Genomic DNA, 16,608 nt, shown 5'->3' on the forward strand with positions numbered 1-16,608 from the left:
CTTTATTTTGTTTATTTAGACCAATTACAAATAATGGCGCAAACAAAAGAAAAATTATCCGGCATTCAAAATATTTGGTTAAAAATTTAGGAATATTATTTATATGATGTTCCCCGGGTGGGTTCTGAAATAGGCTAACTTTGCCTTAAACATATCTGCCATTTTACCGGCACGCCATTTAGCTTCAGAGGCTTTTTCACCGGCAAATAACTCATCTACCGTGGCATTAAACAGCTGCAGCCATGCTTCAAAATGAGCCGATTCGATAGGGAGTTGGGCATGCGGCGGAAACGGGCGGCCAAAATATGTATACTCTTCAAGCAACACGGTTTGCCAAAACGAATACATCTTTTGCAAATGTGGTTCCCAGCTATCGCCTATCCGCTGATTGAATACAGGCGCTAATAATGGGTGTAACTGCACTTTACTGTAAAATGTATCAACCAAAAGTTTAATGTCATCAAGTTGAAATATGTCCTGTGGCCCGTCTTTCATTAAATGCAAAGATAAGTAATACCCTTAGTGTCAATAAATGACTGTGATCATTTAATTATTTTTAAATTTATAATATCACTCTAGATAGTAAACAAAACGTCACCAATTGCTATTTAACTACCATGAAAGAAATGCCTGTCACTGTACGCCGGTCGCTTGAATTATTAGGACTTCTTGCCGCGGGCACATTATTTATCATCGGCCAAAATATCATCATGCCATTACTTATGGCATTTTTTATCAGCCTGATGCTGCTGCCCGTACTGCGTATGTTACGTAAGATTAAGATACCTGAAGCGGTGTCAATATTTTTGCTCATCCTGTTGCTGTTCGTAGTCCTGGGGCTTATTGTATGGCTTTTCTCGGCGCAGATAGGCTCGTTGATAACCGATTTTCCGCAAATAAAGCAAAATGTAAGCAAGCATCTTGACGCTTTAAGCAAGTGGATAGCCGAAAAATTTGATTATTCGGCTACAGAACAGTTGAAATTTATAGATGAGCAAAGTAACAGCCTGCTAAGCTCCACTGGTAACATTTTAAGCGGGGCCGCAAACTCTGTAACTGGCTTACTGTTATTTTTTGGACTAATACCTATATATATATACCTGATACTGCTATACAAAAACCTGCTTATTCGCTTTGTTTTTATGTGGTTTGATGCCGAACAGCATAAAAGTGTGGAAGAAGGTATGCGTGCCACTGAAGGAATTATAAAAAGCTACCTTATCGGTTTGCTGATACAAATAACCTACATCACCGTTTTATTAGGCGGAATACTTTTCCTTTTCGGTATAAAGCATGCCTTACTTATAGGTATTATTTTCGCCTTTTTAAACCTCATCCCCTATCTGGGCGCTTTAATAGGTAATATTTTGGGTGTGCTGATAACATTGGCATCTTCTCAGGAGATATCTGATATAATTATTGTGTTGGCTACCATTGCGGTGGTGCAGTTTTTGGATAACAACATTTTAATGCCCCGCATTGTGGGCTCCAAAGTAAAAATAAACGCGCTTATTGCTATAGTAGGCGTAATTGTAGCGGGCACTATGGCAGGTATATCAGCCATGTTTTTAGCGCTGCCTATGATAGCCATATTAAAAATCATTTTTGACCGCTCAGAGCAATTTAAGCAATGGGGTGTATTGCTGGGAGATGAACGGCCGCAGCAAAGCCCTATGAAAGTGCCCGCTTTCCGAAGAGGTAAAATCCCAAAGGAGCCTACCACGCAAAAGCCTATTGGTCATTAGTCAGTCGGTCGTTGTTCAATAGCAGATATTATCAAGCCGAAACGCTTAGCTAAAATGAATGATGATAAATGTCTATAATAAAAAGCGTCATGCGAAAATGATTCGCATGGACGCTTTTTTAAAAACTTAAATTTTTATCGCATCCTTTCAGCGGCGGCATCCCAGTTTACAACGTTCCACCAATTCTCAATATAATCAGCGCGTTTGTTTTGATATTTCAGATAATACGCATGCTCCCAAACGTCAAGAGCCAGTATGGGCGTGCCTTTTATTTCTGCATTGTCCATCAGCGGATTATCCTGGTTCGGTGTTGAGCCTACTTTTAGCTTGTTTCCATCTTTAACCAGCCATGCCCACCCAGAACCAAAGCGTTTAGAAGCCGCCTCACCAAATGCAGCTTTAAATTTATCTAATGAACCAAAAGAAGCATCAATTGCGTCCATTAGTTTGCCGGGCTGCACGGGCATACCGGGTGCACGCATACTGCTCCAAAAAAAATTATGGTTCCAGGCACCGCCGCCGTTATTACGAGCCTTGGCTGATAGTTTTGAGGTATTAGCAAAAAAATCTTCAACCGTGTTATACGGTATCTTCTCAGCAATAATAGCTTCATTTACAGTTTTTACATAAGCTGCGTGATGCTTGGTATAATGTATCTCATTGGTCTGACCGTCAATATAGGGCTCTAATGCTTTATATTTAAAAGGCAAATCTATTTGCTTAAATTTCAACGGCTCAGCTGCGCTAACAGGCGTAACATCCCCGGCCAGGGTATTTGTGATAAACGAATTACTGATGCCAATGGCCGCGGTAGCGGCCAAAGTATGCTGAATGAATTTTCTGCGACTGTTGGATTCCATAGCTGCTTGTTTTAGTTTGTTCGAAATTACATATTTATCCCTAACAACATCAGCATGTAACAGATGTTTTAACATAGCGGCATAGGCGGGCATAAAGCTATTTCAACGCCGCCGCCATCCTGTTCAGCTGCCATATGTGTCTTTGGTTATGGTAAGTAACAAAGGTTAACGCTTCATACCTGGTAAGGTATTCAGGCCCGGGCTTAAATGAGGTACACGTTTTACTAAGATCAACACTTTTAACCAGTGCCGATAAATCTTCCCGGGCGTTTATAAGCGATGTAATCAAACCGCCCCGGTCATAATCCTTTATATCGGGCAGCACAAATTCCGGCGACTCCATGTGTATGCTATAGTTTAAAAAATCTTCTTTTATCTGGGCGGCGTATTCATCAGTCTGCCTATGAGTATCCTTAACCGGCCCGTTCAGCATATCAATAAACCCGGTTGTCACCTTATGCACATGGGCCGCCATCTGGCCGGGCGTCCAGCTACCTTCATAAGGTATAATATTCACCTCGTTGTCTGAAAAAGTTGATAGCAGGTTTATCAGGTCATCCATTGTGCTATCAAATACTGCTATCAAAGGCGCTGCTTCAATTTGTTTATTCATGGCTGTGAGTTTTACTCAAATATCGGTGCTATTCAAATCTGCAAAAAGGTATAAACGCGACCATATAGGGGGTAATTTAGGACAAAATATCGCTGATACAGACTTCAATGCGTAACTAAAATTATATTTACTTTCTTAAAACTATAATATTTTATTAAGTGTTGCCTATATATCAAACCACAAAAAACTAACAGTTATGAAGGCAGCAGTATTTCACAAACCAGGCGATATCAGTGTTGACAATGTTGACGATCCACGAATTGAGGATCCGGGAGATGTTATATTGCGTGTTACCTCAACCGCTATTTGCGGTTCAGACCTCCACATTCTTAGCGGCGGTGTGCCACAGGCTTCAGACATGGTTATGGGCCACGAGTTTATGGGCATTGTTGAAGAGGTTGGCGCGGATGTAAAAAAATTAAAAAAAGGCGACAGGGTTGTAGTTCCATTCCCTATTGCGTGCGGTCATTGCTTTTTTTGTACCCATAATGCATCGCCTTCATGCGAAAACTCAAATTATAAACACTATGGTCCCAATGGCGACCTGCTTGATCAAAAAGGCGCGGCGTTATTTGGCTATACAGACCTTTACGGCGGTTACTCCGGCGGGCAGGCAGAATATGTGCGCGTGCCTTACGCCGATATAAGCCCGCGTATAGTGCCGGATAATATGACAGATGAGCAGGTGCTTTTTTTAACAGATATTTTCCCTACCGGATGGTCGGCCATTGACTGGGCTCAGCTTAAAGGCGGTGAAACCGTTGCCATTTTTGGCTCAGGACCTGTAGGCTTAATGGCACAAAAAGCCGCCTGGATAAACGGCGCGGGAAGGGTAATAGCGATAGACGTGCTGAATTACAGGTTAGACAAAGCACGCAGCGTAAATAAGGTTGAAACACTTAATCCGCATGAGGTAGACGTAGTAGAAGCCATAAGGCAAATGACAGGCGGTCGTGGCGCCGATGTTTGCGTGGATGCTGTTGGTTTTGAGCCGGAGCGTAATTTTTTAGAAAAAGTGAAAGCCGCCGTTAACTTTGAGGCGGGCAGTATGAAGGTGCTGGATATGGCTTTCAAGGCTGTGCGCCGTAGCGGCACCGTTACTATAGTAGGAGTTTACGGCACGCCTTATGATAACTTCCCATTGCACCGGATGTTTGATAAAGGCTTAACTATACGCCAGGGACAAGCACCGGTTTTAAATTACATTGATCACCTCATTAATCTTGTAAAAGAAGAAAAAGTAGTGCTTGACGACATTATCAGTCATACTTTACCTCTTAGTGAAGCTGCACGCGGCTATGAAATGTTTGAGAAAAAGGAAGATGATTGTGTGAAAGTGGTATTAAAACCGGGAATGTAGACGGTATTGACGCAAATAAAGCAAGAACTTAAAAATTGAACAATGGAAAACAATAAGTATGCATTAATAACCGGTGCCACAGAAGGCATTGGATTGGAGTTGGCAAAATTATTTGCCGCGGATAAATATAACCTGGTTATTGTAGCGCGTGATCAGCAGCAACTGGCTAATACAGCGGTTCAATTACGCCAGCAAGGCATCGACGTAGTTACGGTTGTTAAAGATTTGTTTAACCGCGATGAGGCATTTGCCTTATACGATGAAGTAAAAAGTAAAGGAATTGAAATAGATGTGCTGGTGAATAACGCCGGGCAGGGTGTTTACGGCCTGTTCAAAGACAACGACATTGAACGGGAACTAAATATTATAAACCTGAACATTGCATCGCTGATTATAATAACGAAATTGTTTTTAAAGGATATGGTTAGCCGTAACCAGGGTAGGATATTGCAGCTTGCATCAATAGCCGGCACAGTGCCTGGCCCGTGGCAGGCAGTATATCACGGCACCAAAGCTTTTGTGTTATCATTTAGCGAAGCCATACGTAACGAACTAAAAGACACTAACATTACTGTTACAGCGCTGCTGCCGGGTGCCACAGATACTGCATTTTTTGACAAAGCCGGCATGCTTGAAGCAAAGATTGCGCAAGACCGTGAGGCCATGTCAGATCCGGCGGACGTTGCCAGGGATGGATATGAAGCGCTGATGGCGGGTAAGGACAAAGTAGTATCCGGCTTTAAAAACAAAGTGATGGTTGCAATGGGTAACGTTACCCCTGACACGGCAGCCGCTGAAATGATGAATCAGCAACAAAAACCTGCAGACTTAGATAAGTAAACACCTGCCACCCCCGCTTGCCGGGTGTGGCTTATTTTTAACCGCAATATGGATCCTTCAATAAAAAAAGACCAACACACCAACCGCGACGGCAAGAATGTAAGCCTTTGGCAAGACGGGGTAAAACTATACCGAGCTGAAGCATTATTTATTGACAATGTATATGATGTACTGGTTATTGGCGGCGGCATTACCGGTATTACAACCGCATTATTGTTACAGCAACAGGGCAAAAATGTTGTTTTAGCGGAAGCCAAAACAATTGGATTTGGCACTACCGGCGGTACCAGCGCTCATCTTAATACTTTTTTTGATGCCACTTATCCTGAAATAGACAGTGACTTTGGTGCAGACGCATCTAAATTACTTGCCCAGGGCGGCATTGAGGCTATGGCATTTATTGAAGAAATGGTGAAAAAATATGCAATTGACTGCGACCATGAGTATAAAGATGCCTATCTTTTTTCACAAAATGAGGATGAGTCAAAGCAATTGGACGACATTTTAACTTCGTCAAACAACGCTGGTATAAAAGTTACGCAAGTTGATACAAACGGGGTAAATGTGCCTTTTGAAAAATCGATCCTGTTTAAAAATCAAGGCCAGTTTCATCCGCTTAAGTACATTAGTAAACTTGCGGAAGAGTTTGTTAACGCTGGCGGTGTAATATTAGAGAATACATTTATAAACGACATAAAATCTGACGACGAGATACATATTGCCACAAGCGGTGATTTAAGTATAAAAGCTTTTAACATGGTGTATGCCACCCATATGCCACCCGGCATCACGTTGTTTAACTTTAACTGCGCGCCATACCGAAGCTATGTAATAAGTGTTACATTGGCTGATGACAACTACCCCGACTGCCTGGCATATGACATGAAAGAGCCCTACCATTACTTTCGTACGCACACTGTCGACGGAAAGAAACATCTTATAGTTGGCGGAGAGGACCATAAGACAGGACACGACGACCCTGAGAAAGCGTTTGAAGAGCTGGAGACGTATGTACGTCAACATTACAAAGTTACATCGGTTAATCACAAATGGTCATCACAATACTACGTGCCTGCAGACTTACTGCCCTTCATAGGCCGTTTGCCAATGGCTGCTAACAACGTATTTGCAGCGACGGGTTACAACGGTAACGGAATGATGTTTGGTACTCTTGCAGGTAAGATACTGGCCGATTTAATTGCAGGTAAACAAAACCCGTATGCAAAGCTCTTTAGCCCATCCCGTATCAAACCAATTGCGGGCTTTAGTGAATTTGTAAAAGAAAACGCTGATGTTGCTTACCGTTTTGTAACCGATCGCTTCTCGGCAGAAGAAATTGATTCGCTAAAAACACTTGAGAAAGACAGCGGCGCCATTGTAAAATATAATGATCAAAAGCTTGCCGTTTATAAAGACGCTGAAGGCGGGATACATGCCCTAAGCCCGGTATGTACACATGCCGGCTGTGTCGTAAATTTTAACGCTTCTGAAAAAACGTGGGATTGTCCATGTCATGGCGGACGGTTTGATATAGACGGCAACGTGCTCACAGGCCCGCCGATGAAAGAGTTAAAAAAAGTAAATCTTACTTAAAAAAACGCGGCAACCGTTGTAGCGTTCAAGAGCACCTCTGCTTTAGCAGAGGTGCTTTACACATAATTCCCGCTCAGCTTTTTATAGGCGGCAGAGCGCATAGCCAACAACGTAATTACAAGCCCCATTGCCCCGGTGAGTGTAAATAATAATGCTAGTCCCCTTTCGGGGCCCACGCCAAACCATCCGCCAATTAAATCAACGCCCCTGCCTTTCGTCATGTACGGGATAAAAATAAACTGAGCTATCGGGCCTATAATGAATGCGGTAACCGGCGATGCCGCCTGTTCAATACTTTGCGCAAAGCCAAATACCCTTCCCTGCCGTTCCGGTGGTATTAGCTTTTGCATAATAGTTTGCTCTGAAGCCTCTACTACGGGAATAAGGCACAAATAGATGAACATACCTATCGCCAGCAACACAATAGACGATTGAATTGTAAAGAAACAGCATATGGTCCACATTATGATGTTACTGATAAACATAGTGTAAACAGGATTTTTGCCTAATCCTTTTTTTGAAACAATGATACCCCCTATAATAAAACCTAAACTCAACACTCCCCACAATACGCCCCATACTTGTACTGAAACCAGCGCAAGGCCATAAGCATCCATAAGCGACATAAATACGCCGCCTATAAAATTATTAAAGCTGTTAAAGAAGATAAGCCCAAAAAGCCCCGGTACCACTTTAATGGCGTTGATGGTTCCGCGCACATCAATTTTACCTGTTCCGTGTTCTTCGACGTGTACTATGCCTTTCTCTTTTATGGGCAAAAATAACAGGTGCACAAGTGCTATAAGTGTTAAAACCAATGCAAATACGAGCACCCAAAGCATACCTAAAAAACCGATGGCCATCCCGCTGAATATGGAAGCCACAAGGAACGAAACGCCATTAGATGTGCCTACCATACCGTTTGCCCGATCCCTGTTTTCTTCAGGGATAAGTATAGTAACCAGTGTGGAAAGCGCTATAGTGCGGATATTTCCTGCTATTGCTCCAAACAAAACCAGCACAATAAACACCCACAATATAAGGTTCCCCGGATTCTTGAATACCGGTTCAGGTGTGAATATGTAAATCAAAACTGCACCTGTATACAGTATTAACGTTGCGATGCTTGATATCATCATCGCTTTTTTCTTTTTAAACCTATCAACCAGGGAGCCTAAAAAAAAGCCCGAAATCGCAGTTGTGCCCAGGTATATCCCTGCCATTATCGACGTGGCCAATACCGATTTTGTTTGAAGATAAAGCCAGAAGGTAACAGCGAACCAAACAAACATGTTGGTTAAAAACGCCGTAAGAGAATTAACCAAAACGGCATAAAATACTCTAGTCATAAAAATATTATCTCAGCTTATAAGCGTCGTTTACAACCCTACGTAAACATAGCCAATGTCGCTACAAAGATATTTTATTAGTTACCGGTTATCACGGGCGTAAATGCGACTAATTGAGGGGGTGAACTAGCCACAGTTAAGTAAAAACGCTGTATATCTTACCAGTTGGTTTGTTAGTTATTAGGCGCCAGTTTATATTGGATAACTAACGTGCCTAACCGGGTATGCCTACCCTTAATAGGCCTTGTAGCTAACAATACTTTATCATTCTTATTCACCAGTTTCACCTCATTACTATTTAATAAGTTCTTATCCGCTATCCTGCCGAAATCTTTTCCCTGATAGCTTTTATTAGTGGCTACAATAATTTTCCCTTTCTCATCAATTACAGCCAGCAGCATAAAATTTTCCTCCTTCACCATTTCGTCCAGGTAGCGTTCAACTTGCTTTAAATTGCGTTGTTCTATCTGGGCTGCAAGAGCCCATACCAAGGGTTTGGTAAGCAATTTAATATGCTCTTCATGCGAATGCACCACCTCCTTTTTTGCCTGCCCCTTAAAACGGATACTTGATTTTTCAGCCTCTTCCTTAACATGGATCACCTCATTGGATTTAGTTACCCATACGGCCACAACAATTATTACAGATAACAATGCCACTATCCACAACCTGTTCTTAACGCTATAAGATGATAAACCTGCCTCAATTTCCTTTAAAGCAATTTCATCTTTAATCTCATCATTTTTTTTGTCCATAACATTTTATATTAATTAAGGCTTTAGCATGCGGGTTACCCGCTTGCTGTTACCCACTATCCATACAGTGTCCCCCGGTTCAAATACAAGGGTAGAATCGGGATTGAGTATACGTTCGCCATTACGTTCAATACCTACTACAAGGCCCTGTGTATTTTCGCGGATACCTGAATCGCGTATGCTGTGTCCGCAAACCGGCGACTTACTGCTTAGATTTATTTTGTGGAGTTGCATAGCGTTTTTTATCTCTTGCTCATCGCCGTTATAAGGTTCAGCTACTTCTACCACCGCTTTAATCCTTGCCATTTGCTCATCCGTACCAATCACTAATAATTTATCGTACGGATATATCCTTTCATCGCGGGCAGGTGTGGTAATCATGTGTTTCCCGCGCTCGATAAGGGCAATGTTTACGCCATATTGTTCGCGCACTGCAATTTCCGCAAGGGTTTTGCCTATAATTCCAGATCCTGATGATACGGTGAGTTCAGACAAATGCGCGTCCCACGGCACAATTCCTGCCTTTGGGTTCTCTATTTCGCGCTCATTCAAATTATTAAAAAAACGTTTCTCCAGGCGGTTGTAAAACGATTGTAACTTACGCGAGAATACTAATATGGCGAGTGCTATTATCAGTGCGGCGAAACCAATGGCCAGGATAGTATCGAAAAATATATTTAATAGAAATCCAACAAAAAACACAGCCAGTGCAACACGCAAACCTTCCAAAGCCACAAGCGGGCCGCGACTGTATTTATTATTTAACCACAAGTGAGAGTAAGCTTTTTTCTGTATGCGACGTATTGCTATGGCCCACAGGAAAGGGGCCATTAATAAAAATGTTATAGCAAGCGTTACGTAATTGGCATTGGGCTCATCAATAAATCCGGCAACAAACGGGTGCAGAAAACGTTCGGAAAGGAAAATGAGTGCAATGATAATAACCGAATGAATAAAGAAGTTAAACAAGTAAGATTTAAGTAACACTTTCCAATCACTTGACGTTGTTATTGACTGCGTGCTATTGCTATAGCTATTGATATTAGTAATCCATTTTTTGGGGACTGTGCGCTCAATAAAATTATAAAACGGATCAGATACTTTTATGAGATAGGGAGTTGTGAATGTGGTGATAGCTGATACCGCTACCGCTATAGGATACAAAAATTCGCTTGTTACCTTTAAAGTAAGACCAAGGGTAGCAATGATAAACGAAAACTCCCCTATCTGGGCCAAACTCATGCCAGCCTGTACCGATGTTTTTAAAGGCTGACCAGACAATAGCGCCCCCGCTGAAGTACTTATTAATTTACCGGCTATGGTAACACCGGTTATAATAAACACAGGACCGGCGTATTCAACCAGCACTGCGGGGTTAATAAGCATACCTACCGATACAAAGAAAATGGCAGCAAAAAGATCTTTTACAGATTTTGTGAGGTGTTCAATACGTTCCGCCTGCGAGGTTTCGGCTAATATAGAGCCCATGATAAACGCTCCCAGCGCGGGTGAAAATCCCGCCTGCACGGCCAGGATTACCATAAGCAAACACAAGGCCAGCGAAACGATGAGCATCGTTTCGTCATTCATCAATTTACGTGTGCGGTTTAAAAATGTTGGCACCAGGAATATACCGCCTAAAAACCACAATGTTAAAAAAAAGCCCAGCTTTAGCACCGATATAAGCATCTCATCGCCGGCAAACTGGCGGCTTACCGATAGTGTGGTAAGTAATACCAGGAGTAATATGGCTATAAGGTCTTCAACAATAAGTACCCCAAAAACAAGCCCGGCAAATTTTTTATGTTTTACCCCCAGTTCTTCAAAAGCCCGAATGATAATTGTAGTGGATGAAACGGAAAGTATGCCGCCTAAAAAAATACTGTCCATTGCCGACCAGCCCATTAGCGCGCCTGCTAAGTAGCCAAACCCAAACATGCTTACTGCTTCAACAGTAGCGGTTATAGATGCGGCGCCGCCAACCTTGGTTAACTTTTTAAAACTAAACTCAAGCCCAAGGCTAAATAGCAAAAAAATCACGCCTATTTCGGCCCAGATAGCTATACTTTTCTCATCGGCAACGGTGGGAATAAATGAAAAATGCGGTCCTATCAGTATACCTGCCAAAATATAGCCGAGCACTAAGGGTTGTTTTATCTTTTTAAAAACCAATGTAGTCACTGCTGCTGCAGCAAGTGTAAGCCCTAAGTCAGTTATCAGTTGCGGTAAATGCACCATAGTATTGCGGTAAAGTGTTAATATTAACTAAGGTTTAATGGCAATATAGCCAAAATAGCTCGGTAAAAAAAGCACATGAATAAGCATGATAAGTTATTTAACTGTAAACAAGTAAAGTACGTGCACCAAAAAATTAGTCCGTTTTAAAATAAATCAGTGTTTAAACACTAGTTGTTAAAATATGGTTAGAATAAGCCGGACAAGTAATTATCGAAACCGTGCTCCTGGACGGTAAGCTCAAAGTAATATATCAAAACTAATTCCCCGACGAAAAAAAACGCTATTTTTGCACCCTTAATAAAAATACTGTTTTTCAACTATGAGCACCGCCCTATCCGAACAGGAGATATTACGTCGCGAATCATTACAGCAATTACGAGCATTAGGCATCAACCCCTACCCTGCTGAAGAATTTAAGGTAACCGCCCTGGCCAGGGACATAGCCGAAAATTTTGACAGCAAGCCGGATGCTTATAAACAGGTAGTGATTGCCGGCCGTATCATGACGCGTCGTATTATGGGCAGCGCTTCTTTCGCTGAATTGCAGGATTCTAGCGGCCGAATACAGGTATACCTTAAACGCGATGACATATGCCCGGGCGAGGATAAAGCTTTATATAACACCGTATTTAAAAAACTGCTGGATATTGGCGACTATGTAGGTGTAAGAGGGTATGTTTTTTTAACCCAAACCGGCGAGATATCTGTACACGTGCAGGAAATGACTGTCCTGTCTAAGTCGCTAAAGCCCCTGCCGGTTGTAAAACGCGATGAACAGGGCAACATCCATGATGGTTTTACCGACCCCGAACTTCGTTATCGTCAGCGCTACGTTGACCTAACGGTTAACCCGGAATTTAAACAAATCTTCATCAATCGCTCAAAAGTGATTAGCGCTATGCGCGGTTACTTTAACGCGCAAGGCTGGATGGAGGTAGAAACGCCTATTTTGCAGCCTGTACATGGTGGCGCAGCAGCACGTCCGTTTGCTACGCATCACAACACGCTGGATATGCCCCTGTTTTTACGTATAGCCAATGAGTTATACTTAAAAAGATTGATAGTAGCCGGCTTTGACGGTGTATATGAGTTTGGCAAAATGTTCCGTAATGAGGGCATGGACCGCACACATAACCCAGAATTTACCGCCATGGAGATATATGTAGCCTACAAAGACTATATATGGATGATGGGCATGGTTGAGGAATGTTTGGAGACGGTGGCAAAAGCTGTGCACGGCAGCGCTGTAGTTAAGGTAGGCGAGCATGAGATAAATTTCAAAGGGCCGTATGAGAAACTTTCCATGTATGACTCAATATTGAAATACACGGGCATCAATGTATCAGAAATGGACGAGGCAGGCTTACGTAAAGTATGCGCTGATTTGAATATTGAGATTGATGACTCAATGGGTAAAGGCCGCCTTATCGATGAAATATTCAGCGAAAAGGTTGAGGCGAACTTAATACAGCCAACCTACATTACCGACTACCCTATTGAAATGACCCCGCTGGCAAAAAAACACCGCAGCAAAGAGGGTTTGGTTGAGCGTTTTGAGTTATTTGTATTAGGGAAAGAAATCGGGAACGCATACTCAGAACTAAACGACCCTATAGATCAGCGTGAGCGGTTTGAAGAACAATTAATTTTAGCCGGCCGCGGCGATGAGGAAGCGATGGCCATGGACGACGACTTTTTACGCTCCCTGGAGTACGGTATGCCGCCTACATCGGGTTTGGGTATAGGTATTGACCGCCTGGTTATGCTAATGACTAATCAGACTACGATACAGGAGGTGTTATTCTTTCCGCAAATGAGGCCTGAGAAGAAGTCAAAAATATCGACACTTGACGATTTTTTAAACATCGGCATACCGGCGGAGTGGGTACCTGTACTTAACAAAATGGGATTCAATACCATTGAAGAGTTAAAAGCAGCCAATCCAAACAAAGTTTTCAATGACTTGGGATGTATGCGTAAAAAGATGAAACTCGACAATGTTATGCCATCTAAAGATGATGTAATGAAGTGGTTTTAGTAAAGCGGCAAAACAATTTCCACAGTTTTAATTCACATATGTGAAAAAAATAGCGGCTATTGCTTAACAATTTCTTAACAAAAGAATAACTCTCGTAAAACTTTCGCATAAAAACAGTTGTTTAATTTTATAGTTAAATACTATAAACAATAACTGTTATGACAAATTCTATAATTGAGATTACAGAAAACGAATACCTGATAAAGTTAAACAAGAGCACATTCGACTTGTCCCTTATACGAAATATTTTAAGGATGGTTGAAGTTTCAAACCCAACCGAAGACGACTTTACGTCGAGCGACATGCATATAGCGCTGGATACAAATTCATCTGAACCCGGTTACTACGGAACGCTGGAAGAAAAATAATTGAGGAATAATCCTTTTTATTGGATTAAAACTGCGGCCTTCCGCTACGCACAACCTGCTGCTTGTCCATCTGTGCCATCTGCGCTTTCATCATTTTTATCTGATCAGCAAGCAATTTATTCTTATCGTCTTTAGCAGCCTCCTGCAAGTACATTTGTGCTTCGCGCTTATTACGCTTAGCCATTGATATGCCCGCAAGGCTAATTTTTGCCAGCGCCGTGTTATGCGACATGCTCATGCCCAGTTGCAGCGCTTTTTTAAAGTATCTTTCTGATTTCATCGGTGCCTTGCGCGATTCTATCAACCCTATTAGCAGGTTATAGTAGCCGTGCTGTCCTTTGTATAATTGCTTCTCGTAGTCGGTAATCTTTAATAGCCATTGTTCCGACTTTTCTGTGTTCTCCTTACGTAAAAAGTATTGCGCCATAATCATGTTTTCGTTATAAAAAAAGCTAAGAAGTACAATTCCGCCTAAAAGAAAAACGGTGATTCCCCAGCCCCAATAGCCGAAACCGCAAAGCGTTACGCCGCTACCCATAATTAAACACGCGATAATTAACCGGACAATATTTGACATAATTTTTGTATACTATTTTAAAGTGCAAATATCCGTTTATTTGTACTCTAAATCAAACATCCGGATATAAATTTATGGCGATAGACATTCACCCGTCGTGGTTAAAGGTTTTAAAGGACGAGTTTAATAAAGACTACATGATAAAGCTCCGGCAATTCCTGAAGGATGAAAAGGAGGCCGGACAGGTGGTTTTTCCTAAAAACAAAGACATTTTCAATGCATTTAATACGACCCCTTTTGACCAGGTTAAAGTAGTAATTTTAGGGCAAGACCCTTACCACGGCGATCACCAGGCACACGGCTTATCGTTCTCAGTGCAAAGGGGCATAGCTATACCCCGCTCGCTTAATAATATTTATAAGGAATTAAAAACCGATATACCGGGCTTTAATTTACCGGCGCATGGTAACCTCCAGGAATGGGCCGAACAAGGCGTTTTGCTGTTAAACGCTACTTTAACCGTACGCAGAGGGCTGCCTGCATCACATCAAAAAAAGGGATGGGAAACTTTCACCGATGCTGTGATAAAAAAACTATCCGACGAGCGGGGCGGAATTGTATTTATTTTATGGGGCAGCTACGCGCAATCAAAAGCTGCTTTAATTAATACATCCAAGCACCACATCTTAAAATCTGTACACCCTTCACCACTGTCTGTTGAACGCGGTTTTTGGGGATCGAAACCATTTTCAAAAACTAACGAGATACTCGTAAAGGAAGGAAAAAAACCTATTGACTGGCAGATACATTAATTATACTTTGCAGGCAAGCATGACGAAAATTGCCATCTACCAACCTACTTATTAATAGTTAGTACACTGACTGCGTTGGGCTTCATGTCCAGCACATTATCTTGTGCCAGTGTGCTGGTTATGGCTGCATTTTCGCCCGAAATATCGTCTACAGTTGAAACTTTAGCCCTCTTAAAATCAACCGGAAGTTTAATCACTGTATTGGTATTACGTTTATTTACTATTAATAGCTTTTTTCCTTTCGGTGTGATAAATGCCTGATAAGCATAATCCAGTTCATTCCATTCCAATTCCGGCTCGATCAATTTATCACCGGGGCCAAAATTATCATTAATCAGTTTCAGTGTCCAGTACCTGGCGTTGGGCTTTGCGTTTTCCCAGTTCATCATGCTTACATCAGGATATTGCCCGGGATAACCTACCAACTGCGAGGATGATATAACATCGATGCCCAGTTTATTCAACTCAATAAACATATAGGCATACACTGCTGATGCCAGGTTCCAGTATGATGCAGGGATAGGCTTTTTGCGCATTTCGTCGGTCAGGAAAGTGCCCAGTTCGTTAAGTGTCACTTTAACGTTGGGATTTAACCTTTTGCGTATGCTTTCAATATATTTTACACTCGTTACAAAATGATCAACACGATCGTAATACGAATACTGGAAATGCTCAAACGGCTGTTTAACACTACCACCGGCATAAAAATGATATGATATCATATCGATGGGCACGCCCGGTTTATGATTTTTGGGGTTGAGAAAATACTCGAAGAATGTAGGATTTTTGTAATCAACAGACGACATGCCGACAAACTTTGTTTCGGGGGACAGCTTACGCAAGGCCGTTACAATACTGTCGTACAGCCGGGTATATAGTTGTGGCTTGATATGATGCTCCAACTCAGGTTCGTTAAGTATCTCCCAATACGGTATTTTAAGGTAATGTCCTGATTTGTGATATTTCCCTAATTCGTCTGTAAACCCGCCTTGTGTATACCAGCTGAATACACGCACAAAATAATCGGTTACCTCTTTCAATGTAGAATCACGAAATTCACTGCCGCCTGTATAATTAAACGCGATTTCATCTGGATCTGCAGGGTAAGGCACCGGCTTTGTCGTCTTAAACATCCACTGTGGTATGGTAGAAAAATCTATGTGTGTTACATGGCCTTTAGATGCGTTTAAAAAATCAAAAACCAGCGGGTCGATCAAGCTGAAATCCCAGTATGTACGCTTGCCGTCCGGCGGTTGGAGTTCAGCCACAGAAAGTTTGGGATAAGGATACCAGGCAAGGAAACGTGCATGTTCAACTCTGACATCGCGCAAAGCCTTATAAGCACCGTCATACATATTTGATCCTTTGCGCAATTTAGCATTTACCACTACCAGCATGCTTGGCGATGATTTTGAAATTGATTGCACGTTGTTCCAGTTGATGTTAAGGGATGATTGCGCAAAACAGCAGATGTTACATAAAAGAGTTATAACAGTCAGGAAATTCTTCATTTTAAAAAG

15 protein-coding genes are annotated in these 16,608 nt (G+C 42.0%); 7 read left to right on the forward strand and 8 right to left on the reverse strand.

Translation table 11 applies throughout. The annotated features are described in order from the left end of the window. Positions 1–99 precede the first annotated feature (99 nt). Positions 100–495, reverse strand: coding sequence for a group III truncated hemoglobin (locus DJ568_RS08400; RefSeq protein WP_114004820.1), 396 nt, complete (start codon positions 493–495; stop codon positions 100–102). A gap of 122 nt (positions 496–617) precedes the next feature. Here DJ568_RS08400 and DJ568_RS08405 point away from each other — a divergent pair, with 122 nt between their 5' ends. Further along, the gene (locus DJ568_RS08405; protein WP_114004821.1) at positions 618–1,745 is read left to right on the forward strand and encodes an AI-2E family transporter; all 1,128 of its coding nucleotides are present in this window, start codon (positions 618–620) and stop codon (positions 1,743–1,745) included. Positions 1,746–1,879: 134 nt separating this feature from the next. On the opposite strand, the gene DJ568_RS08410 is transcribed toward DJ568_RS08405, so the two are convergent. After that, on the reverse strand, positions 1,880–2,605 hold the full coding sequence (locus DJ568_RS08410; RefSeq protein ID WP_114005013.1) for a superoxide dismutase: 726 nt from the start codon (positions 2,603–2,605) through the stop codon (positions 1,880–1,882). 97 nt (positions 2,606–2,702) lie between these two features. After that, positions 2,703–3,218, reverse strand: a complete 516-nt coding sequence (locus tag DJ568_RS08415) for a DinB family protein (protein ID WP_114004822.1) — start codon at positions 3,216–3,218, stop codon at positions 2,703–2,705. 196 nt (positions 3,219–3,414) lie between these two features. Between DJ568_RS08415 and DJ568_RS08420 the strand changes: the two genes are divergently transcribed. The 3 genes from DJ568_RS08420 to DJ568_RS08430 are packed head-to-tail and all read left to right on the forward strand — an operon-like array spanning position 3,415 to position 7,011. Then, positions 3,415–4,578 (forward strand): zinc-dependent alcohol dehydrogenase, encoded by a 1,164-nt coding sequence (locus DJ568_RS08420; RefSeq protein ID WP_114004823.1) that lies wholly within the window; start codon positions 3,415–3,417, stop codon positions 4,576–4,578. A 42-nt stretch (positions 4,579–4,620) separates the two neighbouring features. After that, positions 4,621–5,418: an SDR family NAD(P)-dependent oxidoreductase gene (locus tag DJ568_RS08425; protein WP_114004824.1), complete on the forward strand. Its 798-nt coding sequence runs from the start codon at positions 4,621–4,623 to the stop codon at positions 5,416–5,418. A gap of 48 nt (positions 5,419–5,466) precedes the next feature. After that, a complete protein-coding gene (locus DJ568_RS08430) occupies positions 5,467–7,011 on the forward strand; it encodes an FAD-dependent oxidoreductase (RefSeq protein ID WP_114004825.1) in 1,545 nt (514 codons plus the stop codon). 56 nt (positions 7,012–7,067) lie between these two features. Here DJ568_RS08430 and DJ568_RS08435 read toward each other — a convergent pair whose 3' ends face one another. From DJ568_RS08435 to DJ568_RS08445, 3 genes are all read right to left on the reverse strand, one after another. Continuing rightward, a complete protein-coding gene (locus DJ568_RS08435) occupies positions 7,068–8,360 on the reverse strand; it encodes an MFS transporter (RefSeq protein WP_114004826.1) in 1,293 nt (430 codons plus the stop codon). Positions 8,361–8,533: 173 nt separating this feature from the next. Then, the gene (locus tag DJ568_RS08440; protein WP_114004827.1) at positions 8,534–9,115 is read right to left on the reverse strand and encodes a hypothetical protein; all 582 of its coding nucleotides are present in this window, start codon (positions 9,113–9,115) and stop codon (positions 8,534–8,536) included. 15 nt (positions 9,116–9,130) lie between these two features. Then, positions 9,131–11,353 (reverse strand): cation:proton antiporter domain-containing protein, encoded by a 2,223-nt coding sequence (locus DJ568_RS08445; RefSeq protein ID WP_114004828.1) that lies wholly within the window; start codon positions 11,351–11,353, stop codon positions 9,131–9,133. A gap of 319 nt (positions 11,354–11,672) precedes the next feature. Here DJ568_RS08445 and lysS point away from each other — a divergent pair, with 319 nt between their 5' ends. Continuing rightward, positions 11,673–13,391: a lysine--tRNA ligase gene (lysS, locus tag DJ568_RS08450; protein ID WP_114004829.1), complete on the forward strand. Its 1,719-nt coding sequence runs from the start codon at positions 11,673–11,675 to the stop codon at positions 13,389–13,391. A 158-nt stretch (positions 13,392–13,549) separates the two neighbouring features. After that, positions 13,550–13,759 carry a hypothetical protein gene (locus tag DJ568_RS08455; protein WP_114004830.1) on the forward strand — a complete coding sequence of 70 codons (210 nt, stop codon included), beginning with the start codon at positions 13,550–13,552 and terminating at the stop codon, positions 13,757–13,759. Positions 13,760–13,784: 25 nt separating this feature from the next. Here DJ568_RS08455 and DJ568_RS08460 read toward each other — a convergent pair whose 3' ends face one another. Then, on the reverse strand, positions 13,785–14,336 hold the full coding sequence (locus DJ568_RS08460; protein WP_114004831.1) for a DUF2892 domain-containing protein: 552 nt from the start codon (positions 14,334–14,336) through the stop codon (positions 13,785–13,787). Between the two features lie 74 nt (positions 14,337–14,410). Between DJ568_RS08460 and ung the strand changes: the two genes are divergently transcribed. After that, positions 14,411–15,088 (forward strand): uracil-DNA glycosylase, encoded by a 678-nt coding sequence (gene ung / locus DJ568_RS08465; protein ID WP_114004832.1) that lies wholly within the window; start codon positions 14,411–14,413, stop codon positions 15,086–15,088. A 44-nt stretch (positions 15,089–15,132) separates the two neighbouring features. Here ung and DJ568_RS08470 read toward each other — a convergent pair whose 3' ends face one another. Beyond that, positions 15,133–16,599: a glycosyl hydrolase family 39 gene (locus DJ568_RS08470; protein WP_199560923.1), complete on the reverse strand. Its 1,467-nt coding sequence runs from the start codon at positions 16,597–16,599 to the stop codon at positions 15,133–15,135. Between the last annotated feature and the right edge of the window lie 9 nt (positions 16,600–16,608).

The sequence above is a fragment of the Mucilaginibacter hurinus genome (assembly GCF_003324525.1).
GTDB classification, from domain to species: Bacteria; Bacteroidota; Bacteroidia; order Sphingobacteriales; family Sphingobacteriaceae; genus Mucilaginibacter; species Mucilaginibacter hurinus.

What these genes read in the sequence shown, in the direction of transcription:
- DJ568_RS08405 (WP_114004821.1), top strand. Translation starts at nt 618, where the DNA reads ATGAAAGAAATGCCTGTCACTGTACGCCGGTCGCTTGAATTATTAGGA.
- DJ568_RS08435 (WP_114004826.1), bottom strand. Translation starts at nt 8,360, where the DNA reads ATGACTAGAGTATTTTATGCCGTTTTGGTTAATTCTCTTACGGCGTTT.
- DJ568_RS08440 (WP_114004827.1), bottom strand. Translation starts at nt 9,115, where the DNA reads ATGGACAAAAAAAATGATGAGATTAAAGATGAAATTGCTTTAAAGGAA.
- DJ568_RS08410 (WP_114005013.1), bottom strand. Translation starts at nt 2,605, where the DNA reads ATGGAATCCAACAGTCGCAGAAAATTCATTCAGCATACTTTGGCCGCT.
- DJ568_RS08460 (WP_114004831.1), bottom strand. Translation starts at nt 14,336, where the DNA reads ATGTCAAATATTGTCCGGTTAATTATCGCGTGTTTAATTATGGGTAGC.
- DJ568_RS08455 (WP_114004830.1), top strand. Translation starts at nt 13,550, where the DNA reads ATGACAAATTCTATAATTGAGATTACAGAAAACGAATACCTGATAAAG.
- DJ568_RS08470 (WP_199560923.1), bottom strand. Translation starts at nt 16,599, where the DNA reads ATGAAGAATTTCCTGACTGTTATAACTCTTTTATGTAACATCTGCTGT.
- DJ568_RS08445 (WP_114004828.1), bottom strand. Translation starts at nt 11,353, where the DNA reads ATGGTGCATTTACCGCAACTGATAACTGACTTAGGGCTTACACTTGCT.
- lysS (WP_114004829.1), top strand. Translation starts at nt 11,673, where the DNA reads ATGAGCACCGCCCTATCCGAACAGGAGATATTACGTCGCGAATCATTA.
- DJ568_RS08400 (WP_114004820.1), bottom strand. Translation starts at nt 495, where the DNA reads ATGAAAGACGGGCCACAGGACATATTTCAACTTGATGACATTAAACTT.
- DJ568_RS08415 (WP_114004822.1), bottom strand. Translation starts at nt 3,218, where the DNA reads ATGAATAAACAAATTGAAGCAGCGCCTTTGATAGCAGTATTTGATAGC.
- DJ568_RS08425 (WP_114004824.1), top strand. Translation starts at nt 4,621, where the DNA reads ATGGAAAACAATAAGTATGCATTAATAACCGGTGCCACAGAAGGCATT.
- DJ568_RS08430 (WP_114004825.1), top strand. Translation starts at nt 5,467, where the DNA reads ATGGATCCTTCAATAAAAAAAGACCAACACACCAACCGCGACGGCAAG.
- ung (WP_114004832.1), top strand. Translation starts at nt 14,411, where the DNA reads ATGGCGATAGACATTCACCCGTCGTGGTTAAAGGTTTTAAAGGACGAG.
- DJ568_RS08420 (WP_114004823.1), top strand. Translation starts at nt 3,415, where the DNA reads ATGAAGGCAGCAGTATTTCACAAACCAGGCGATATCAGTGTTGACAAT.